This window comes from Pseudomonas sp. AM8, assembly GCF_036346475.1.
Classification (GTDB): Bacteria; Pseudomonadota; Gammaproteobacteria; order Pseudomonadales; family Pseudomonadaceae; genus Aquipseudomonas; species Aquipseudomonas marginalis.
The window spans coordinates 109,264-131,050 of record NZ_JAOTNX010000013.1 but is presented as its reverse complement, the minus strand read 5'-3'; the positions used below and the strand labels follow the sequence as shown (position 1 = coordinate 131,050).

Annotated in this window: 17 protein-coding genes; 7 read left to right on the top strand and 10 right to left on the bottom strand. The window is 60.7% G+C overall.

From position 1 onward, the window contains the following. Positions 1 to 27: 27 nt before the first annotated feature. From V3W40_RS27125 to V3W40_RS27115, 3 genes are all read right to left on the bottom strand, one after another. A complete protein-coding gene (locus V3W40_RS27125; RefSeq protein WP_330216023.1) occupies positions 28 to 969 on the bottom strand; it encodes a sugar kinase in 942 nt (313 codons plus the stop codon). Continuing rightward, entirely contained in the window at positions 962 to 1,744 is a 783-nt protein-coding gene (locus V3W40_RS27120; RefSeq protein WP_137212432.1) for a sugar phosphate isomerase/epimerase family protein, read from the bottom strand. The genes V3W40_RS27125 and V3W40_RS27120 overlap by 8 nt, the downstream gene beginning before the upstream one ends. A gap of 144 nt (positions 1,745 to 1,888) precedes the next feature. After that, the gene (locus tag V3W40_RS27115; RefSeq protein WP_065927871.1) at positions 1,889 to 2,908 is read right to left on the bottom strand and encodes a LacI family DNA-binding transcriptional regulator; all 1,020 of its coding nucleotides are present in this window, start codon (positions 2,906 to 2,908) and stop codon (positions 1,889 to 1,891) included. 244 nt (positions 2,909 to 3,152) lie between these two features. Between V3W40_RS27115 and V3W40_RS27110 the strand changes: the two genes are divergently transcribed. The 3 genes from V3W40_RS27110 (at position 3,153) to V3W40_RS27100 (ending at position 9,790) form a co-directional block, all read left to right on the top strand. Next, complete coding sequence (locus tag V3W40_RS27110) at positions 3,153 to 5,105, top strand: hypothetical protein (protein ID WP_330216022.1); 1,953 nt, start codon at positions 3,153 to 3,155, stop codon at positions 5,103 to 5,105. A 144-nt stretch (positions 5,106 to 5,249) separates the two neighbouring features. Beyond that, the gene (locus V3W40_RS27105; RefSeq protein WP_330216021.1) at positions 5,250 to 7,235 is read left to right on the top strand and encodes a hypothetical protein; all 1,986 of its coding nucleotides are present in this window, start codon (positions 5,250 to 5,252) and stop codon (positions 7,233 to 7,235) included. A gap of 344 nt (positions 7,236 to 7,579) precedes the next feature. Beyond that, positions 7,580 to 9,790, top strand: a complete 2,211-nt coding sequence (locus tag V3W40_RS27100; protein WP_330216068.1) for an autotransporter outer membrane beta-barrel domain-containing protein — start codon at positions 7,580 to 7,582, stop codon at positions 9,788 to 9,790. Positions 9,791 to 9,852: 62 nt separating this feature from the next. Here V3W40_RS27100 and V3W40_RS27095 read toward each other — a convergent pair whose 3' ends face one another. The 7 genes from V3W40_RS27095 to V3W40_RS27065 form a co-directional block, all read right to left on the bottom strand. Next, the gene (locus tag V3W40_RS27095) at positions 9,853 to 10,302 is read right to left on the bottom strand and encodes a hypothetical protein (protein WP_330216020.1); all 450 of its coding nucleotides are present in this window, start codon (positions 10,300 to 10,302) and stop codon (positions 9,853 to 9,855) included. A gap of 48 nt (positions 10,303 to 10,350) precedes the next feature. Next, positions 10,351 to 11,172, bottom strand: coding sequence for a hypothetical protein (locus V3W40_RS27090; RefSeq protein WP_330216019.1), 822 nt, complete (start codon positions 11,170 to 11,172; stop codon positions 10,351 to 10,353). A 118-nt stretch (positions 11,173 to 11,290) separates the two neighbouring features. Further along, entirely contained in the window at positions 11,291 to 11,896 is a 606-nt protein-coding gene (locus V3W40_RS27085) for a LysE family translocator (protein WP_330216018.1), read from the bottom strand. Positions 11,897 to 11,950: 54 nt separating this feature from the next. Continuing rightward, positions 11,951 to 12,790: an AraC family transcriptional regulator gene (locus tag V3W40_RS27080; RefSeq protein WP_330216017.1), complete on the bottom strand. Its 840-nt coding sequence runs from the start codon at positions 12,788 to 12,790 to the stop codon at positions 11,951 to 11,953. Between the two features lie 72 nt (positions 12,791 to 12,862). After that, positions 12,863 to 13,504 (bottom strand): DUF1345 domain-containing protein, encoded by a 642-nt coding sequence (locus V3W40_RS27075; protein ID WP_053135146.1) that lies wholly within the window; start codon positions 13,502 to 13,504, stop codon positions 12,863 to 12,865. 91 nt (positions 13,505 to 13,595) lie between these two features. Next, on the bottom strand, positions 13,596 to 16,685 hold the full coding sequence (locus tag V3W40_RS27070; RefSeq protein ID WP_330216016.1) for an efflux RND transporter permease subunit: 3,090 nt from the start codon (positions 16,683 to 16,685) through the stop codon (positions 13,596 to 13,598). Between the two features lie 12 nt (positions 16,686 to 16,697). Then, the gene (locus tag V3W40_RS27065) at positions 16,698 to 17,855 is read right to left on the bottom strand and encodes an efflux RND transporter periplasmic adaptor subunit (RefSeq protein WP_065948647.1); all 1,158 of its coding nucleotides are present in this window, start codon (positions 17,853 to 17,855) and stop codon (positions 16,698 to 16,700) included. A 171-nt stretch (positions 17,856 to 18,026) separates the two neighbouring features. Between V3W40_RS27065 and V3W40_RS27060 the strand changes: the two genes are divergently transcribed. From V3W40_RS27060 to V3W40_RS27045, 4 genes are all read left to right on the top strand, one after another. Further along, the gene (locus tag V3W40_RS27060) at positions 18,027 to 18,728 is read left to right on the top strand and encodes a response regulator transcription factor (protein WP_027606419.1); all 702 of its coding nucleotides are present in this window, start codon (positions 18,027 to 18,029) and stop codon (positions 18,726 to 18,728) included. 3 nt (positions 18,729 to 18,731) lie between these two features. Further along, on the top strand, positions 18,732 to 20,036 hold the full coding sequence (locus V3W40_RS27055) for an ATP-binding protein (protein WP_065927862.1): 1,305 nt from the start codon (positions 18,732 to 18,734) through the stop codon (positions 20,034 to 20,036). A 58-nt stretch (positions 20,037 to 20,094) separates the two neighbouring features. Next, positions 20,095 to 20,865 (top strand): class I SAM-dependent methyltransferase, encoded by a 771-nt coding sequence (locus tag V3W40_RS27050; RefSeq protein WP_330216015.1) that lies wholly within the window; start codon positions 20,095 to 20,097, stop codon positions 20,863 to 20,865. Between the two features lie 91 nt (positions 20,866 to 20,956). Further along, a complete protein-coding gene (locus V3W40_RS27045) occupies positions 20,957 to 21,742 on the top strand; it encodes a sulfite exporter TauE/SafE family protein (RefSeq protein ID WP_027606416.1) in 786 nt (261 codons plus the stop codon). Positions 21,743 to 21,787: the final 45 nt, after the last annotated feature.

Genomic DNA, 21,787 nt, shown 5'->3' with positions numbered 1-21,787 from the left:
GTTGTAGTTGTGGCAACAGGGTGTGGGTCAAGCGACGGATCGGGTGGGTAATTCGGAGCGGGTAGGCAAGCCTTCCATATCGCCGCGGCTTTGCACGGCGCGGCTGCCGATCCAGTTACCCCGTTGTACCGCCTCGGGGAAGCTGAGGTTTTCCAGCAGGGCGCTGATCATGCCCACCGCAAACCCATCGCCGGCGCCGACGGTGTCCACCACCTTGTCCACGCGCACGGCGGCGACAAAGCCCTGGTCCAGCTGGGTGCGGAAGTAGGCGCCGTCCGGGCCGAGCTTGATCGCCACGGCTTCGGCGCCTTGGTTGAGGTAGAAGGCGGCGATATCCGCCGGGTCGTCGAAACCGGTGAGCAGACGGCCTTCGCCCAGGCCCGGCAGGACCCAGTCGGCGAGACCGGCGAGGGCGTTGATTTCGCGGATCATCTGTTCCTGGCTGGTCCACAGCGACGGACGCAGGTTTGGGTCGAACGACACGCTGCCACCGGCTTTGCGCATCTGTGTCATCAACTCGCGGGACAGCTCGCGGGTGGCCTCGGACAAGGCCGGCGGAATGCCGGTGGCATGCAGATGGCGGGCCTGCAACAGCGCCGGGCTGATGGCCGCAGTGGACAAATGGCTGGCGGCCGAGCCCTTGCGGAAATACTCCACCTGCGGGTCATCGCCGGCTTCTTCGCGGGACTTGAGTTGAAAGCCGGTGGGGTGCGCCGGGTCGACCGCCACGTGCCGGCAATCCAGGCCTTCTTTTTTCAGCGTGTCGACCACAAAACGCCCGAGGGAATCATTGCCCACCCGGCTCAGCCAGGCGACGTTGAAGCCCAGGCGCGACAGGCCGATGGCGACATTGCTGTCGGCGCCGGCAATGCGTTTGTGAAACTGTGCCACCTGGGCCAGGTCGCCGGTCTGCTCGGCGACAAACATCGCCATGGTTTCGCCAAACGAGAGGATATCGATCTCAGACATGGGCATTCTCCCCACGGGGTTGGCCAAGGAGGGCGAGGGCTGCGACCTGTTGCGCGGTGACGTCGGCCAGGTCATCGCCCTGCAACGGGAATTCCACCGCCCGTGTAATGCCTTGAGTCATGTGCGTGAGCAGTTGTTCCCACAGATGCAGGTCGGTGGCGCCGGGCGGCAGCGCCACCAGCTTGCCGTCCGCGCGACGGGCCACGGCCTTGCAGTGCAGATAGTCGACGTGCCGGCCGAGCAGGCGCGCGGCGGTCAGGGCGGACTGGTCCTGCCACTGCCAGTTGCCGATATCGAAGGTCATCTTCACCGGCAGGCCCAGGCGTTCGACCTCGGTGAAGAAGCGCTGCATCGGCTCAATGCGCCCGCCGTGCAGGGTCTGGTCGTTTTCCACCAAGAGCTTGACCGGATGGCGGGCGAGCAGGGCGTGCAGGCTTTCCAGGTCGTTGGTGTCGGTGAAGTAGCCGAGGGAGACTTTCAGCCAGCGCGCACCAAAGGCCTGGGCGCGGTCCAGGGTTGCGTTGAGGTCGGCATTCGGCTGGGCGCGGCCGGCGATCCACAATTCCAGAGGCGATGAGAACACACACTCCAGGCCTTGCTCGGCGGCAGCCTGGGCCAGTTGTGCAGGTTGCTCGCTGGTCAGCAGTTCTTCGCGCCACTCGATGCGCCGGGCACCGGCGGCGGCCAGCAATTCGACAAAACTCAATTGGCCTTGCTGGCGGACCAGGTCGGCGCCGTAGCTGGAAAGGCTGATGGAGACGGGGTATTTGTGCATTGTTGTTTACCTCTGAAACCGGTTTCATTTTTTGCGTTAAATATCTAATCGACTCTGCCTTAGCAGCTGCCGAGCCTTGGCGAGGCTGCGTTTGCGGTGTGTCAGGTACGCCGCCGACGCAGCCTCGCCAAGGCTCGGCAGCTGCTACGTGCAGGGGCGCTGGGTTGAGCCTCGGATGATCAACTGGGGCAAAAAGTCCAGGGTTCGGGTCGGTTCGGTGTCACCGCGCAAGCGCTTGAGCAGGCAGTCGAACGCACTGGCGCCAATCGCTTCGGTGGGTTGGGCGAGGGCGGTGATGCCGTTGCCCACCAGCGGGTACCAGTCCAGGTCATCCAGGGCGATCAGCCCTACGTCGTCGAACAGCTTGCAGTCCAGCGCCTTGAGCGCACGGGTGCAGGCCAGTGTGGCGACGCCGTTGGCACAGAACACCGCCTTGGGCCCGGGTTTGGCGAGAAAGGCTTGCAGGCGTTGTTCCAGCCCGTCATCGAGCGCCAGCACCGCGCCGGTCAGCGCCGGGCGCCGGGCGATTTCGCTCTTGAAGCTGTCCAGGCGCTCCTGCCGTGAACTGGTGCCATCGCAGGCTTCGCTCACCAGCAATACATCGCGGTAACCCTGCTGTTCCAGGTGTTCCACCGCCATGCGCACCGCCGCCGGGTTATCCAGCCCCACCAAGTCGCTGTGCAGCGGCTCGACCTTGCGGTCTACCAGCACCAGGGGCATTTCCCGCTGCAGTTCCAGCAATTGGTCGAGGTGATGGCCGAGGGTGTTCACGATCAGCCCTTCGATGTTGTACGAGCGCAGCGCCGCCAAATGCTGGCGCTCCTGCTCGTCATCGCGGTCGGTGTTGCACACCACCAGGCTGTAGCCATGCCGGCGGCAGGCGGTTTCGACGCCGTGCATCACGGCAATGGAGTAGGGGTTGCGGATATCGGCCACCAGCATGCCGATCAGGCGCGTGCGGCCACGTTTCAGCCCGCGGGCCATCTGGTTGGGGCGGTAGCCGAGCTGTTCGATGGCGTGTTCGATGCGCAGGGCGATGGCATCGGAGAGCAGGGCGCGGTCGTCGCCGATAAAGCGCGACACACTGGCCTTGGAGACGCCGGCGTGTTGGGCGACGTCGAGCATGGTGACGCGGGTGCGCTGGGCGGCGGAAAAAGGAGTCACGGTCGCAGGCCTTTCTTATTGGATGAGTCGGTTTCAGCCGTGGCTTGGCAGGCTGAAACCGGTTTCAGAAGACATCAACTCGCTCATTTCGTCAAGCGTCTCATGCCCTCGGCATCGCTTGATATCCGACAAGTGGCGATACCCACCTGTTAGTTCTGACAGTATTCGACGCCAGGCATTGAGCGTTTAATGAATACCAGACGCGCCGTGGCGGTGTGCGACATGGGTATGACGGGAGGCTCCGATGAGTGCTGATAAAACCCCCGAAAGTAGGCGGCTGTATAACGGCATTTTGCGCTTGGCCGATATTCGGGTGCCCATTCTGGACGATGTTGTCCCACCGATCGTGGAGGGGTATATCCCTCACCAATATCTCGACAGCGACCTGGAAGTGGTGATCCCGGAACTGTGGGAGGATGCTGCGCAAGCCGGTGAGTTCAATATTGTCGAAATCGTTTGGTCGCGCAGTGGCGGTGAGGGTGTCCCGCCGTTCCGGGAGCGGTGGGATGGCCCGATTACCAAGGCATTCCCTTTTCCGATCAGTGTGCCGCGAGACTATCTGGAGAACGACGGCACAGTCCGCTTGGCTTATCGGATCACTGATGAAACCGGTCTGCCGACTACGTCGGAGTTCCGGACCCTGGTGCTTGATCGGAGCCCACCCAACAATAACGTTACCCCTCCGTCCCCGGCTTTTCCGGTGGGGTTGATTGATGAAGGCTATCTGGCCACGCATCCAACCGTTGACCTGGTAGTGCCGCCCTACAACGGTCGTCGATCCTGGGACAGGATCTATTACTGGATTACGGACCAAAACCCGCCACCGGACGCTGCGCCGAGTGGCTATGTAGAGTTTCCCTTCGAAGACACGCCCCTTGTCCTCCCTGTGCCTGGGGATTTGTTTCGCCTGTACCCCAACGGTACTCAGTACGTTCATATCCGGCTTCAGGACCGCTCCAGCAACCGCGGCCCCAGGTCTGAGCAGTCGCCTGTGGAAGTCCAGTTGTCGGCGGTTCCGTCTGATTTGCAGCCCCTTGTCATTCCTGCGATGGCGAGCGGCCTGATCAATCGGCATGACGCTCGGATCGGCGTAGTCGCCAAGGTGCAATACGACAATTGGCAAGCCGGTGACCGGGTCACAGTCCGATGGGGAAAAACCGTGCTTACCCGCCAGTCCGTCCCCGAGTTGCCTTTCGATGTCGTCATCCCGTGGCCCAGGTTGATAGAGGATGGCCTGGGACTCGCAGAAGGCGTGGCCACTTACACCATTACCCGGTCCGGTAGCGACACGCCCACCCCGCCCAGCCCGCCGGCATTGATCCGCTGGGACTTCAGAGTCGCCGGGCAGGACCATCTCGATGCCCCCGCACTGCTCAACCTTAACCTGCCCAGGGTAACGGTATGGGGTGAAGGCTCCATGACTGAAAACCACATTGATAGTCGTGACAAGGGCAAGCGCGTGTATGCCAGTGTCCCGCTGTATCACCACCCGCGCACCGGCGAAGTATTGGAATTGTATTGGGGGGATTTTCCCAACATGGATAACCCGATTGCGCGTTATGTCGTCGATACCGATAAGGGTGATGCAGAGGGCGTGCGCGTGGAGTTCAGTGATATTCCGTGGGAAGTTATTGTCGGTGCCGGCAATGATGAAAAGATGCAGGTGTACTACACGACATTTAATGGCGTTAATGAACAGCTTTCCAACTTTACTGAAGTCAATGTCGATGTAGTGCCTCCCTTGGTCTTTCAGCGTGTCGAGTACCCCAGCGCCAATGACAACATGTTTATTAACTGTGGCTCCAGCCCGGCGATGTGGGACCACATTCCCATTCGGATTCTTCCTGAGGGCGCCTTCAGGAAAGACGATGATCTTGTTGTGACATGGCAGGGCTATGAAGAGTTCGGAGGCGGTGGCAAGGCCATAACATTGACTGCGGACACCCTGACGCACCGCTTGACGGAGCAGCAGGCCCAAGAGGGATATACGTTCAAGCAATCCAACTATGAAGAAAAAATCAAACCGATCAGGTCACCGCACCCCAACAGTCCGGGGAGTTCGGTGGGCGTCACGTATACCTTGTGGCGTAAGAAAAGAATCATAGGCTCGTCAAGGGAACGCTACGCGAAGATTGACCAGAAGTACTCAGGAGGGAGTTACTGCGGTCCGGACGGAGAGGATTCGGCGGGCAAGTAGTGTAGGGCACTTTAAAGTGATGGCTGATATAAATTGCGGCGTTTGGTGGTGGCGATGAAGCAGCTGTGCGACTTGATGAGTGTCATGTGAGGCAATGGTTTATCCGGCTGTAAGAGTGACTTCAAGTGCAAAAGGAGAATACAGATGACAACGTTAAGTAAAAAGCAGAAGGCTGCCATTCAATCGCGCGAGGTTAATAAAGAACTCTTGTCCCGGCGTAGAGCAGGGGGCTTGGCGCTGCCTCTGCCTACCTTTGACTCCCTGAATGAAAACGGGTTGATTTTGGAGATCAATGCGAGAAAACCGCTTCCTGTAACGTTTGATATTTCAGAGTTGGCGGAGGAAGAAGATCTTGATCCGGCAACCACCCGACTCGACATACATATGCGCGGCAAAGGCTCCACGAATTGGGGGGCGGCGATGTATAGCGTGCAGTTTCGAACCCCCTTATTCCCTGATCGCCAGCCTATTGACGAACCCTTTATCCGGGACATGCCTGTCTCCCGGTTGACGGAAGGGCAGCATGAGATCGGCTACATCCTTTATGAAGGCGCATCCCCCACGCCGCTGATGGTGGGGGCGCCCTTGGAGGTCGACCGAACCGAGCCTCTACGCCCCAACTATCCGCCTGCGCCCAGTTTTCCGGGCTATTTGACAGATGAAATCACTGAGCAACATATTGAAGACAACCCGGACGGTATGGTGTGCACCTTTCCGGATGCTCCGGGTGGTGCCGAGTTGGGCGTTAGCATCGCCGTGTATTTTTCTCCCGACTTCTCTTCACAATTGTCTGAGCCGATTGACACCTATCCCATAACCGCCGCGTTGAGTTTTACCGTGCCGTGGGCGTTGATTATCGGCAACCGCGCGGGACTCAACTACCTGTTTTACCAATTGATCGATCTCGCCGGCAACATCAGCAAAGACTCAGCCCCTGCGCGCGTTAAGTTGAATCTGACCGCTGAACCAGAGCCCTTGGAAGCGTATGTACCTTTGGCGCTTCTGCCTGATGATGGCCTGCTTGACTTGGAGGACCTTTATGAGCCGACCGGGGTTTACGTCGCTATTCGCGAATATGCCAACAATCTGCCGACGATCGATGTAATCGAACTGACGCTCGGTAGCCAGCCGCCACAGCGTTTCGCGGTTAATTTTTATCTGCCCTTTCCGTTAATGCTTCCCGTCAGCAGGACCGCGCTTCTGGCCCATTACGGTACGAACACAGGTGAACTGGATACCTCAATTGATTATTTTATCGACCGTAACGGCAGTCCATTCGATGCGCCTACCCATGACATCAAAATTGATTTTTCCGCGCCAGGTCCCACGCCTGGAACCGACCCGGAGAATCCGCTGCTCAATCCCGTGCTGGTCTACGGCTCTGATCCAGACGCGGAAAACCAGCTGACCGAAGATGACTTCGAGAAGGAAGCTACGGTTGAAATCGTACTGTGGGACACGCCTATTCCGGCGCCAGGCACGGTGCTGAGGGGGTATTGGGGCAGTTTTGAATATGCGTTCGACGTTGTGCCGATCACGACCGAAGGACCGGGGGATACGGTTTCAATGAGCGTACCCTGGTCGATAATTCGTGCTGTCGGTAACGGTACAGTCAACGTCTTCTACACGCTGGAGTGGGCGACCAACGACAACATCCAGCGCTCTGCGCCACAGCCGGTGGTTGTCAATGCCAATAAGGTCGTACTGGAGCCGGCAACCTTTTCCAAGGCGACCACATTCTGGTCGTGTACCGATCTCAATCGCACGACGTTTGCGGGCACTGTCAGGGTTCCCGGAAATATGACTTACTTCAGGGAGTTTATGGTGATCCGCTGTGAGGTGCGGGTGTTCAGCGATATCACCGGCGATAGCCAGCTGGGCGAGACCACGACGATCCACTCGCCGCCATTGACGCCAGACATGGTGGCCAACGGATTCACTATAACTGTCCCCTATGCTGTCATACGGCCAGCGGTCCGGAACTCGGCGGACTTTCACTACTTCGTTCCCATCCCCGGAGAGGGAGAGCAACCCTCCGTGAGAGCGTGGACCCGCACTCGGTTCACGGACTTGAATGGCGTGTTCTGCGAAAATCAACCCCCTACCACCCAAGAGGATGGCGTGGCCTAAAAAGTCTACGGGGGGTGTTTGCGCACCCCTCGGTTCCAATATCCCAGTGCACACGCTCATGGGCAAGCCCGCTCACCACAGAAGCCTAATTGCCATAGATTCCGTATTCACTGGAAGTTGTGTAGATACCCATGCGCTCATGGGGCAAGCATTCATTCATACAGATAGATTGGGATTAGTCCTACATATGCAGGTAATTCCAATCTGTAGTTTTGCGGCCTTGAGTGGCCTGGCTCCAACCCTCTGGAAATAGGCCGAACCGTTCCGTCGCGGAATGTCTGTTGAATGAGTGGTGTGTTGTGAATATCAATTCGTTTTTCAAGTTAAAACCGTTAGTTGCAATGATGCAGGTGCCGTCTGTTGTAACGTTATTGTTTCTGGCACCTGGGGCCCATGCCAGGCTCATCGAGAATGGCACTGAAACCATTGACCATGACGCCTATATCGATACGTTTGAGCTGCAAAATGCCACGCTCAACGTAATAGACGGACGGACACTGGACGTTTATGCCAATGCTTCGAGCCTGAATGTCAGCCAGAACAGCTTGATCATGGGCACTGTCGTCGCCCAAGGCGGCTCGAATGTGAATGTAGGCGCCAGTCGCGTCACCGCTTCCGGCGCGTTCCAGACCGGCATCACTTTGCTCAGCAGCACAGCACAGATCAACGACAGTGTGATTTCCAGTGCTGACTACCATGGGATGGTGGTCGGTAAATTTACCACCTCAACCCAGGCGTCCACGGCAACCGCAAACGGCAGTGTCATCGTGGGCGCAACCGGTGGTGCCGCCGTTACCGGCGGTAGCCTGCTGGAAACCGTAAATAGCCAGGTAGTCGGTACCGGCGCGGACAGTTTCGGGTTGAGCCTGCAGAGCGCCACGGCGCGTGCCTATCAAAGCAACATCACTGGTGGGCGCAACGGCGTGGAAATGTCTTATGACCGATATGCGCCGGGGGCCAATACGCTGCTTCTGGACCAAACCCACGTGACCGGCGTCACCGGTGCTGCGCTGCTGGTACAGGGGGCCAGGGGCCAGGGCGCCGTGGCGGATATTGTGGTACGCAATGGCTCGACCCTTACCGGCGGCAATGGCCATTTGCTGGAAGTAAAAGGCAACTCCACGGCGAACATGAGGGTCGAGAACAGCTGGCTTCAAGGTGACGTCATTGTCGAGTCCGGCAGCCAGGCTCATCTCAAGCTTAATGATCGGGCCTCATTGATCGGCCGCATGGAGAACGTTTCATCCCTGGAAGTAGGTGATGAGTCCCTGTGGATCATGACCGGCCATAGTCAGGTCGGCGATCTGAGACTGGCCGACGGCGTGGTCAAGTTCGGCGACGATGACGCTTTTTATCGGTTGGACCTGGAGCGCCTGTCGGGCCAGGGCACCTTTGCGATGGGCACTGATTTTGCCCGGGGCCTGACTGACTTTTTGAATATCAGCGGTGAGGCCACCGGTCATCATGGCCTGTTGCTCGCCAGTAGCGGTGCAGAGCCCGGCAATCCTGGCGCGGTGCATATCGTCCATACCGGTGGCGGTGACGCGCAGTTCGAGTTGCTGGGCGGGGCGGTGGACGTTGGGGCCTGGTCTTATGGACTCAAGCAGGAAGGCAACGATTGGTTCCTCGACCCGAACAATCGTACCGTCAGCCCAGGTACCCGCTCGGTACTGGCGTTGTTCAATACGGCGCCGACCGTGTGGTATGGCGAAATGACCTCCCTGCGCAGCCGCATGGGAGACCTTCGCTATAGCGGTGTCGAAGCCGGCGGTTGGCTGCGTGCCTACGGCAATAAGTACGAAATCAGCGGTGGGGACGGCGGAGCCTACGATCAAAACCAGCGCGGTTTCTCTCTGGGTGCCGATACACCGGTAGGCGACGGGCAATGGTTGCTGGGGGTGATGGCCGGTCACAGTACTTCCGACCTGGATCTCAGCCGGGGTACCTCGGGTACGGTGCAGAGTTACTATGCGGGCCTGTATGCCACCTGGCTGGATGAAGAGAGCGGGTATTACTTGGATGGGGTGGTCAAGGCCAACCGCCTGAACAACAATGCCAAGGTCGGTTTGAGTGACGGCAAGCAAACCAAAGGTAACTACAGCACCAATGCGCTGGGTGCGTCCGTGGAGGTCGGTCGTCATATCAAACTCGACGACGACTTCTTTGTCGAACCGTTCGCCCAGGCCTCCGTGGTGACGGTACAAGGCAAGAGTTATCGCCTGGACAACGGCCTGAAAGCCAAGAACGATCACACCGACTCGGTACTGGGCAAGTTGGGCGTAACGGTGGGGCGTGACTTCGTACTGGACGATGGCAGCGTGCTTCAGCCGTACTTGCGCGCCGGCGTGGCCCATGAATTTGTCAAGAACAACAAAGTCATGGTCAACAACCAGACATTCGACAATAACCTCTCAGGTTCCCGCATCGAAGTGGGAGCGGGGTTCTCGGTCTCGTTGTCCCAGAACCTGCAGGTGCATGCCGACTTCGACTACGGCCAGGGCAAGCATGTTGATCAACCGTGGGGGGCGAATGTCGGCGTGCGCTATAACTGGTAATCCGACAGTGGCGGTACGCTTTAAACAGGTTTAACAAAACGCCCCGGATCCGGGGCGTTTTGTCAGGACTCATCTGAGGTCTTTTTTGTGTTGAACAGGATTTGCATATTTATTTCGTTGCCGTGGATATCCAGGAGGTCAACGTCGAGTGCGCCGTTGACAGTACTGTCGTTCGGGTCGTGAAAAAACTCGATGTTACCCTGGTGTGCCTCATAAGCCGGGCCGGGCGTGTCGTTGACGGTCAAGAGAATCACCGAGTATCGAGAGGGGGATTGGGTGTCTGGAATTGAATGACGACCGGACGGCAAGTCTTCGCTGTGGTATTTGAAAATCACCCTTTGTCTCGATGTTTCACCCGGTGGGATTTTCATGGCGCCTTCAGTCAGCCAAAAGTTGTTTTTCCATTCATGCTCAATAAAGTCTGCCTTGAAAGTCTTATCGCCGATCACGCCTTGAAAATATTGCTTAGTCGTTTCTTCGGATTTAGCTTTTCGTACGGTTGCAGTGGTCATGATTGAGTTCTCCTGCGATGGGTTGTACCCGTGTGTGTGATGAGCGCGCTAATTGGGTGTGTTTGCTGAGGCGGTGAATAATTTCAGGGACAGGTTGTCGACCACGAGGGCGGTCTCGCCCAGAATCCGTAGCGTGAACTCCGGTATTCCTTCCGGAATGGTCAACGAGTGAGTGTAAGTGTCCCAGCCGCCGCCGCCGCGAAGTTCTATTTGCTGCACGCTGTCCGGTGTGAGCTCGAATATTGCGAATCCATGACCGCCTGAGGGGGTCATTGCCTCAATGGAAAAATCGTAGGTTTGTCCTGGTGTGACGGTAATCACCTGCTCAATGAATCCACCCAGGGTTGCCTGGCACCTGTTGTCATGGATCGAGACAGATCCAGGAGGAATTTCCGTGATACTCCAATCCTTGCCGTTTTCGGCGAAATCACCATTGCGGATCAGTTCGATGGGGATGACGGTGCCTTCATCTTCCACCAGCCTGACGTTATCGAACCACACATCCCCGGCGTCACCGATCAGTTGTACGGTGATACCGGTCGTGCCTGCGGGGGTGTTGAATGTGATCGTTCGGTGGGTCCAGCCGTGGTTCCCCGTCAGCCCGATGGATTCACTTGTATCCGACGGTCGAAATGTCAGCCGGGCAGAACCGGCACCCTCATGGGTAATCAACGTATAGGCACTGAAGGTGTAGGAGGTGCCGCCGGAAGCAGGCACCTCCTGTTCCGCGCGTCCCGTGGCAGTGATGATGCAGTGTTGACGTGAAAAATCCACCCGGCCTGGAGCGGTGGCCGTGGCGGTCCAGGAGGTCCCGTGCCTGGCGAAGGTGCCATTTAGAACCAGATTATTGATCATCGGTTGTTCTGACATGAATCAACCCCCGCGCCCTTTAAATGGGTTGCTGTGGTGTGCGACTCAATTCAGCGCCATCTGCGCCGAACGCACAACTGTCAGAACTAACAGGTTCCCCGTGCCATTCGTCGGTTGTCTACGCCGGGTGCCACATCCCCAGCCAGGCAGACGCCAGCAATAGGATCGCCATGCATCGATTGAAGCGTTGCATGGCCTTGGCCGACCCCACTAAGCGGGCGGAGCCTGCGCCCAGCAACGCCCACATCCCAAGACATGGCAGAGAAACCGCAAAAAACACCAGGGACAAGGCCAACACCCGCGCCTCACGCCCCTCTCCCTGCCCGGCAAACACACTGACCACCGCCAACGCCATCAGCCACGTCTTCGGATTGACCAGTTGCAGGCTGGCCGCACCGAGCAGGCCCAGGCGTTTCTGTGGGGCATCGGTGTCAATGGCCTGGGCCGGCGCGCTGAATATCTGCCAGGCGAGGTAACTCAGCCAGGCGATACCGATCCATTGCATGGCGGTTTGCACTTGCGGCAGATGGACCAGTGATTCGCCGATGCCTGAACCGACCGCCAGCACGATCCCCGCCGCACCGGCGCACGCCCCGAGGATGATCGGTACGGCTGCCCGCAGCCCATGACGCGCGCTGTTGCTGAGTACGAGGATATTGGTGGGCCCGGGGGTGATGGAGGCAACGAAGGCGAATAACAGGAAGGGCAGGAAGGTGGATGGCATACAGGCGGACTCCAATGAACAGATCAGGGCTGTCCATCTTCACAAGCCTGTGGCTTACCTGTCTGGAAGGTTTGAGCAGCGCTTGCGGTAGGCCGCCGGTGTCAGTCCATAGGCGCGCACGAACCAGCGGCCCAGGTGACTTTGATCGGCAAAACCCAGGGCCATCGCTACGTCGGCCGGTTGCTCGCCCCTGGCCAATGCGTGCCGGGCGCGGGCCAGGCGCAATTGCACCAGGTAAGCGTGGGGCGGCAACCCAAAGGCGCTCTTGAACGCGCGGCTCAGGCGGAAACGGTCGACGCCACAGGCCAGGGCCAGTTCGCCCATGCCGACATCGTGATGCAGGTGGGCGTGCAGGTACTCCCGGGCCTTGTGAGCCACCTGCGGCAGGCGTGGGTCTTCACGGTAACGGCTGCGCCAATACAGTTGGCCGGTGAGGTGTTCGAGCAATTGGTCCATGGCGCGCTGGCGCACGATGCGCAGTTCGCCGCTGTGCAGCGTCTGGAAGGCCTGGCTGGTGACCAGGGCCAGGCGCGGGTCGCTGGTCAAGGTGGTGGCGAAGCTCAATTGACTATGGGGCGGCGCCTCTTCGAACACCGCACTCACTTCTCGCGCCAGCCACTGCGGGTCGAGGTACAGCATGTGGTAGGTAAAGCCGTCCGGCGTGGGCGCGTCGCCGTCATGCAATTCACCGGGCTCCACCAGGAACACCTGGCCGGGCACGCTGTTGTGGCGGGCGCGGCGACAGTTGAACTGCTGCACGCCTTGTTCGGTGACGCCGACCAGATAGCTGTCATGCCAGTGGGGGTCATAGGCGTGACCCTCGAAATGCGCGCGCAGGGTCTCGATGCCGGTGTCGGCGTCCTGGGACAGATCGATCCAATTATGCGCAGCCATAAAACACCGGGACGGAATGTGTAAGGGTATTAGCGCCCAACGGCACCAGGGCGTCTAGAAGGTTTGTGCAGCCTAGCCGAACAGCCCGGCGGCGATGTTGATCGAGAACCCCAGGATCGCCGTATTGAACAGAAAACCGATCAGCGATTGCCCCAGCACTACCTTGCGCATGCCGCGGGTGGCGACGCCGACGTCAGAGGTTTGCACCGCCACGCCGATGGTGAAGGAGAAATACAGGAAGTCCCAGTAGTTCGGCGTCAACAGTCCTTCGGCAAAACGCAACGCCGGTTCCTTGCCGTTCCAGGTGTAATACAGGCGGGCGTAATGCACGCTGAAAATCACCCCGATCAACAGCCATGAACCGATCACCGTCAGCCCGGTAAACCCGTAGTGCAGCAGGCGCTCGGAAGTGGCCAGGTCTTTGCTGCCCACCAGTTCGAAGGTGATGGTGGCGAGGCTCGCGATGGCGGCGATGCACACCGTGAACAGCACCAGCCCGGCGTTTTCGTCCTCGATTTCGGCGATGCGCTTCACATCGTCGGCCCTGGCACGGCTGGTCAACCACAGCATCAGTACCAGGTAGGTCCAGACCCCGGCGTTCCAGCCGATGAGGATTTTGCTGGCGAGGGTGTCGGCCGGCGCCAGGATGCCGACGGCAAGGCCGAGCACAGCGGCGGCGGAGAGGCGAGGGTGGGTACGGGCTAGAAAAGGCATGGCAGCTCACAGATGGTTACCTGTGAGCACCTTAGCGCATTTTTGTTGTGGCAAGCGGGCCCGCCACCGTTACAGTGTCCCCCAAAAAGCCTTAGCGCTTTTTGCGCACCAGCTTCATGACCACCACAAAGAACACCGGCACAAATACCACCGCCAGGGTCGCGGTGATCATCCCGCCGATTACCCCGGTACCAATCGCCTGCTGGCTCGCCGAACTGGCACCGGTGGCAATCGCCAAGGGCACCACGCCGAGGATAAACGCCAGCGACGTCATGATGATCGGGCGCAACCGGAGTCGTGCGGCTTTCAGGGTGGCGTCGATCAGGTCTTCGCCCTGGTCATACAGGTCCTTGGCGAACTCGATGATCAGGATCGCGTTCTTCGCCGACAAGCCGATGATGGTGATCAGGCCGACCTTGAAAAACACATCGTTGGGCATGCCCCGCAAGGTCACCGCCAGCACCGCGCCGAGCACGCCCAACGGCACCACCAGCAACACCGACGTCGGGATCGACCAGCTTTCATACAGCGCCGCCAGGCACAGGAACACGATCAGCAGCGACAGCCCCAACAGTATCGGCGCCTGTGAGCCGGACAAACGTTCCTGCAGCGACAACCCAGTCCACTCCTGGCCCAGGCCTGCCGGCAATTGGCTGACCAGGCGCTGGATTTCCTCCATCGCCTCGCCGGTGCTGTGGCCGGGTGCGGCCTCGCCGGAAATGGCGATGGCAGGGTAGCCGTTATACCGCGTCAGTTGCGCCGGGCCCTGGGTCCATTTGGCTTCGACAAACGCCGACAGCGGTACCATCTTTCCATCCTTGTTGCGAACGTGGATCTTCATCAAATCCGCCACCTGGCTGCGCTGGTCACCTTCAGCCTGCACCACCACGCGCTGCATGCGGCCCTGGTTGGGGAAGTCGTTGATATAGGCCGAACCGATGGCCGAAGACAGCACATTGCCCACATCCGCAAACGAGACGCCCAGCGCGTTGGCCTGTTTGCGGTCGACCTCCAACTGCACTTGCGGCGCCTCGGCCAGGGCGCTTTCGCGCACGTTGGCCAGGATCGGGCTTTTTCCGGCGGCGTCGAGCAGTTCGGTACGTGCCGCCATCAAGGCTGCGTGGCCTACACCGCCGCGGTCCTGCAGGCGGAACTCGAAACCGCTGGAGGTGCCCAGGCCATCCACGGGAGGCGGCAGGACCGCATAGGCGATCGCGTCCTTGAGCTCGCTGAAGGCCATGTTGGCGCGGTCGGCAATCGAGGCGGCGGAGTCATCGCTGCCGCGTTGCGACCAATCCTTGAGCGTGGTAAACGCCAACGCCGCGTTTTGCCCGGAACCGGAGAAGCTGAAGCCCATGATCATGGTGGTGTCGCCCACCCCAGGCTCGCCGGCGTTATGCGCTTCGATCTGTTCGGCCACCTGCACCGTGCGGTTCTTGCTCGCGCCGGGCGGCAGCTGGATGTCGGTGATGGTGTAGCCCTGGTCTTCCACCGGCAGGAACGAGGAGGGCAGGCGGCTGAACATCAGCCCCAGGCCCACCAACAGCACCAGGTAGATCAGCAGGTAACGGCCGCTGCGCTTGAGGGCATAGGCGACCCAGCCTTCGTAACGGTCGGTGAGCTGCTCGAAGCGCTTGTTGAACCAGCCAAAGAACCCGCCCTTGGCATGGTGCTCGCCCTTGGCAATCGGCTTGAGCAGCGTGGCGCACAGGGCTGGGGTCAAGGTCAAGGCGAGGAAGGCCGAGAACAGGATCGAGGTGGCCATCGACAGCGAGAACTGCTGGTAGATCACCCCCACCGAGCCGGCCATGAACGCCATCGGCAGGAATACCGCGACCAGCACCAGGGTAATGCCGACGATGGCGCCGGTGATCTGGCCCATGGCTTTCTTCGTCGCCTCCTTGGGCGACAGGCCCTCGGTGACCATGATCCGTTCGACGTTCTCCACCACCACGATGGCGTCATCCACCAGGATACCGATGGCCAGCACCATGCCGAACATGGTCAGCACGTTGATCGAGAAGCCCAGCAACAGCATGGTGGCGAAGGTGCCCATCAGCGCGATCGGCACCACCAGCGTCGGGATCAGGGTGTAGCGCACGTTCTGCAGGAACAGGAACATCACCGCAAACACCAGCGCCATCGCTTCGAGCAGGGTATAGACCACCTTGGTGATCGAGACCTTGACGAACGGCGAGGTGTCGTACGGGATCTTGTACTCCACATTGGCCGGGAAATAGCGCGACAGTTCATCCATCTTCGCCCGCACCAGGGTCGCGGTGTTCAGCGCATTTGCGCCCGGTGCCAGCTGCACGCTGACGGCGGTGGACGGCTTGCCGTTCAGGCGCGTGGAGAACTGGTATTCCTGGCTGCCCACTTCTACCCGCGCCACATCGCCGATGCGCACGGTGGAGCCGTCCGGGTTGGCCTTGAGCACGATATCGGCGAATTCCGCCGGCGTGGACAGCTGGCCCTTGACCAGGATCGCGGCGGTGATTTCCTGGGTCCTGGTTCCCGGCAAGTCACCGATACTGCCGGCCGAAACCTGGGCGTTCTGTGCGCTGATCGCCGCATTCACGTCGGCCGGCGTGAGGTTGAAGCCGATCAGTTTCTGCGGGTCGATCCAGATGCGCATGGCGCGTTCGGCACCGTACAACTGGGCTTTGCCGACCCCGTCCAGGCGCTTGAGCTCGTTCATCACGTTGCGCGCCAGGTAATCGCTGAGCGCCACGTCGTCGAGCTTGCCGTCGTTGGAGGTGAGGGTCACCAGCAGCAGGAAGCCGGCGGAAACTTTCTCCACCTGCAAACCCTGCTGGGTCACGGCCTGGGGCAGGCGCGGCTCCACCGCCTTGAGGCGGTTTTGCACATCGACCTGGGCCATTTCCGGGTGGGTGCCGGGCTGGAACGTGGCGGTAATCGTTGCCGAGCCGAGGCTGCTCTGGGATTCGAAATACAGCAGGTGATCGGCACCGTTGAGCTCCTGCTCGATCAGGCTGACCACACTTTCATCCAGGGTCTGGGCCGAGGCGCCCGGGTACACCGCGTAGATTTCCACCTTCGGCGGCGCGACGTTGGGGTACTGGGCCACCGGCAACTGCGGGATGGCCAGCAAGCCGGCCAGCAGGATAAACAGGGCGACCACCCAGGCGAAGATCGGGCGGTCAATAAAGAACTGCGGCATTGTCAAAGATCCTTATTGGCCGGAAGCCTGGGCAACGGGTGTGGGGCTGTCATCGACCTCGACTTTTTCACCGGGGCGCGCGTGCTGCAGGCCTTCGACGACGATACGGTCGCCGGGCTTGAGGCCATGGCTGACCACCCAGCGGTCGTCGATCACCGCACCCAGTTCCACCGGCTGCTGGCTGACGGTCTGCTCGGCGTCGAGCAGCAGCACCATGGGGATGCCGGCGCTGTCGCGGGTGATGGCGCGTTGCGGCACGCTGATGCCTTGTTTGTCGACGGCTTGCTCCAGGCGTACCCGCACGAAGCTGCCGGGCAACAGGTCGAGGTCCGGGTTGGGGAACTCGCTGCGCAGGATGATCTGCCCGGTGCCCGGGTCGACGCTGATCTCGGCGAACAGCAACTTGCCCGGCAGCGGGTAGAGGCTGCCGTCGTCCTGGATCAACGTGGCCTTGGCCTGGTCCTGGCCGACCTGCTTCAAGCTGCCGGCGCGGAAGGCGCGGCGCAGGTCGTTGAGCTCGCGGGTGGACTGGGTGAGGTCGGCGTGGATCGGGTCCAGTTGCTGGATGATCGCCAGGGGCGTGGCTTCGTTCTGGCCTACCAGTGCCCCTTCGGTCACCAGGGCGCGGCCGATGCGTCCGGAAATCGGCGCGGTCACGGTGGCATAGCCCAGGTTCAACCTGGCGCGCTCGACGGCGGCCTTGTTGGCGGCGACTTCGGCGTTGGTCTGGCGCAGGTTGGCGCGGGCGTTGTCGTAGTCCTGGCCGCTGATGGCATTGCCTTCCACCAGTTGGCTGTAGCGCTGCTCCTGCAGGCGCGCCTGGAACGCATTGGCCTCGGCCTTGCTCAGGTTGGCCTGGGCGCTGTCCAGGTCAGCCTTGAACGGTGCCGGATCGATGCGAAACAACACGTCGCCCTGTTTGACGTCATGGCCTTCCTTGAAGACCCGTTGCATCACCACCCCGGCCACCCGTGCGCGCACTTCGGCAATGCGTGGCGCGGCGATGCGTCCGCTCAATTCGCTGGTGATGGAGAGGGGCTTGGCCTCAAGGGTTTCGATGCGCACCTTGGCCAGGGGCATTTGCGGCGCTTCGTCGGCCGATTGGTCACAGGCACTCAGGGCCAGCATCAGGGCCAACAGGCAAAATGGCGCAAACAGATTCTTCGACATGCTCTTATCCCAATATTGACTGGCGCATCCTAAGGGCACCGGCGCTGTGGTGCTGTGAAGCTATGTAGGTCGTCTGTGAAGAAATGTAAGGTGCGGCGCGCGGGGCGCCGAGGGCGTATATCCTTGCACAATCCTGCAACACACCAACAAACCGCATTATTTGGAAACACCATGCCCAACATCCTCCTGGTGGAAGACGACGCCGCACTCTCCGAGCTGATTGCCAGCTACCTGGAACGCAACGGCTACCACGTCAGTGTGCTCAGCCGTGGCGACCACGTCCGTGAGCGCGCGCGCCTCGACCCGCCGGACCTGGTGATCCTCGACCTGATGCTGCCCGGCCTCGACGGCCTGCAAGTGTGCCGCCTGCTGCGCGCCGACTCGGCGGGCCTGCCGATCCTGATGCTCACCGCCCGCGACGACAGCCACGACCAGGTGCTGGGCCTGGAAATGGGCGCCGACGACTACGTGACCAAACCCTGCGAGCCGCGTGTGCTGCTGGCGCGGGTGCGCACCTTGCTGCGGCGCAGCAGTTTGTCCGAGCCCCAGGTGGCCAATGACCAGATCCTGATGGGCAACCTGTGCATCGACCTGTCGGAACGCACGGTGACCTGGCGCGAACAGGCGGTGGAGTTGTCCAGCGGCGAATACAACCTGCTGGTGGTGCTGGCCCGGCATGCTGGCGAAGTGCTCAGCCGCGACCAGATCCTGCAACGGCTGCGCGGTATCGAGTTCAACGGCACCGACCGTTCGGTGGACGTGGCCATTTCCAAGCTGCGCCGCAAGTTCGACGACCACGCCGGTGAAGCGCGCAAGATCAAGACCGTGTGGGGCAAGGGCTACCTGTTCAGCCGTTCCGAGTGGGAATGCTGATCGATGTTTCGTGTGCTGCTACGTCTTTACCTGATCACCATCGTCACCTACAGCGCGGCGATCTTCCTGATTCCCAAGCTGGTGATCCAACTGTTCGAACACCGCTACCTGGACTACAACGTCGAGCAGTCACGGGGCATGCAGAAGCTGATCGTCAAGCAGTACCTGCGCGCGCCGGTGGAGCGCTGGTCCCAGGTGACCGAGCAACTGGGCAGTGACTTCGCGCCCCTCAAAGTGCAATTGCTGTTGCGCCAGGACGCGAGCTACACCACGCAGGAAGCCAAACTGCTGGAGCAGGGCAACCCCGTGATTCACCTGGGGGAGTTTGGCTGGATGGAGGACATCAGCTCGCCGCTCAACGAGCAGTTCGTGGTCAAGCTGACCATTCCGCCAGACCCGCTGGACATGAACCTGTTGTACTGGTCGATGAACGTGCTGATCGGTGCGGCGTTGCTGGCCTGCCTGCTGTTCTGGCTGCGTCCGCACTGGCGCGATCTCGAACGCCTGAAAAGCACCGCCACGCAACTGGGCAAGGGCAACCTGGCCGAGCGCACGCACATTCCGCCCAGCTCCAATATCGGCAGCCTGGCGTCGGTGTTCGACACCATGGCCGACGACATCGAACACCTGCTCAACCAGCAACGCGACCTGCTCAACGCGGTCTCCCACGAACTGCGCACACCCCTTACACGCCTGGATTTCGGCCTGGCCCTGGCGCTGTCGGAGGACTTGCCGGAGGCCAGTCGCGAGCGCCTGCATGGCCTGGTTGCGCATATTCGCGAGCTGGATGAATTGGTGCTGGAGTTGCTGTCCTACAGTCGCCTGCAAAACCCGACGCAATTGCCCGAGCGTGTGGAGGTGGTGCTCGATGAATTTATCGACAGCGTGTTGGGCAGCGTCGATGACGAGCTGGAAAACCCCGAGATCGTCATCGATGTGGCACTCGACTGCGCTGTGGAACGCTTCAGCCTCGACCCGCGCCTCACCGCCCGTGCCTTGCAGAACCTGTTGCGCAATGCCACGCGTTACTGCGACAAGCGCATTCAGGTGGGCGTCAAGGTCTGCGCCAAAGGCTGTGAAATCTGGGTGGATGACGATGGCATCGGCATTCCGCTGGACCAGCGCGAGCGTATCTTCGAGCCCTTTTACCGCCTCGACCGCAGCCGCGACCGCTCCACCGGTGGCTTTGGCCTGGGCCTGGCCATCAGCCGGCGAGCCCTCGAGGCCCAAGGTGGCACCCTGACCGCACTGGCCTCGCCGTTGGGCGGCGCACGGTTCCGGGTGTGGTTGCCCACGGCTGCCGATTAGAAAATCTCCCGGGGAAGGCGCACACTGTGCCCCCGCTTTACCCGAGGAGAGATTGGCAATGACTGGTGTCCACACGTCTGCTCAACAAGGTTTCTCTACCCAGGCCGTCACTTACGCCCAAGGCCGGCCGAATTATCCCAGGCAGCTCACCGGTTGGCTCACGGATGTGCTCGGCGTCGATGGGCACTCACGGGTGATCGACCTGGGCGCCGGCACCGGCAAGTTCACGCGCCTGCTCAGCACCCTGGCGCCGACGTTGATCGCCGTCGAACCGGTGCAGGCCATGGGTGCGCAGTTGACCCAGCTGTTGCCGGATGTGCGCCTGGTCAACGGCACCGCCGAAGCCATCCCCCTGGAAACCGCCAGCGCCGACGCGGTGGTCTGCGCGCAAGCCTTTCACTGGTTCTCCACCCAGGCCGCGCTGGCGGAAATCCACCGCGTGCTCAAGCCCGAAGGGCGCCTCGGGCTGGTGTGGAATGTGCGCGATGAGTCGGTGGACTGGGTGGCGGCGATCACCGCGATCATCACGCCCTACGAGGGTGACACCCCGCGTTTTCACTCCGGACGCTGGCGTGAAGCCTTCGACGGCAAGTACTTTTCAGTCCCCGAAATGACCTGTTTCCCCTATAGCCACGTCGGCAGCCCACAGGAAGTGATCATGGATCGCTTCCTCTCCGTGAGCTTTATTGCTGCGTTGCCCGAGGCTGAAAAAGCCCTCGTGACCGAGCAGTTGCGTGGCTTGATCGCCAGCCATCCAGCCCTGAAGGGCCGCGACACGGTGGCGTTTCCTTATCAGACCCAGGCGTATGTCTGTCGTCGACTGCCATAAAAGGCATAAAGTCAGATCATATTGATATAAGTCGTTATAAGAAAAATCGCTATCCTGCGGCCAGAAATTTATAAGGCCGCGGGTAGCGTTGATGGAAGTGGGTAACTTTGGTTTTGTAATTGCGGGCCTGATCGTTGGTTTTATCGTCGGCATGACCGGTGTCGGCGGGGGCTCCTTGATGACCCCGATCCTGTTGTGGTTCGGCATCAACCCGGCCACGGCCGTGGGCACTGACCTGCTGTACGCGGCCATCACCAAATCCGGTGGCGTGCTGGTCCACAGCAAGAACAAGAACATCGACTGGACCATCACCGGCTGGCTGACCCTGGGCAGCGTGCCTGCGGTGTTGCTGACCCTGTGGTTCCTCGCCAGCCTGCACACCGACCCCAGCGCCATGAACGCGGTGATCAAGCAGGCCCTCGGCGTGGTGCTGCTGCTGACCGCCCTGGCGATCCTGTTCAAGCAACGCCTGCTGGCGTTCGCCCAGCGCCACGCCGGCGATCACTACCATATGAACCCGCGCAACCTGAATGCCCTGACCGTGGTGACCGGTGCGGTGCTGGGGACCATGGTTGCGCTCACCTCCATCGGCGCCGGCGCCCTCGGTACGGTCGCGCTGTTTATCCTCTATCCGTTCCTGGCCACGCGCCGCCTGGTCGGCACCGAGATCGCCCACGCCGTGCCCCTGACCCTGGTGGCGGGCCTGGGCCATGCCGGCATGGGCAATATGGACTGGCACCTGCTGGGCTTCCTGCTGATGGGGTCGCTGCCGGGCATTTACTTCGGCAGCCACATGACCGGCAAGGTCCCGGACGGCGTATTGCGCCCGTGCCTGGCGATCATGTTGATGACCATCGGCTACAAATTGGCCTTTTGAGGCGCACACGGGATTCAACTACACAGGCAGGGGCCAAATGTGGGA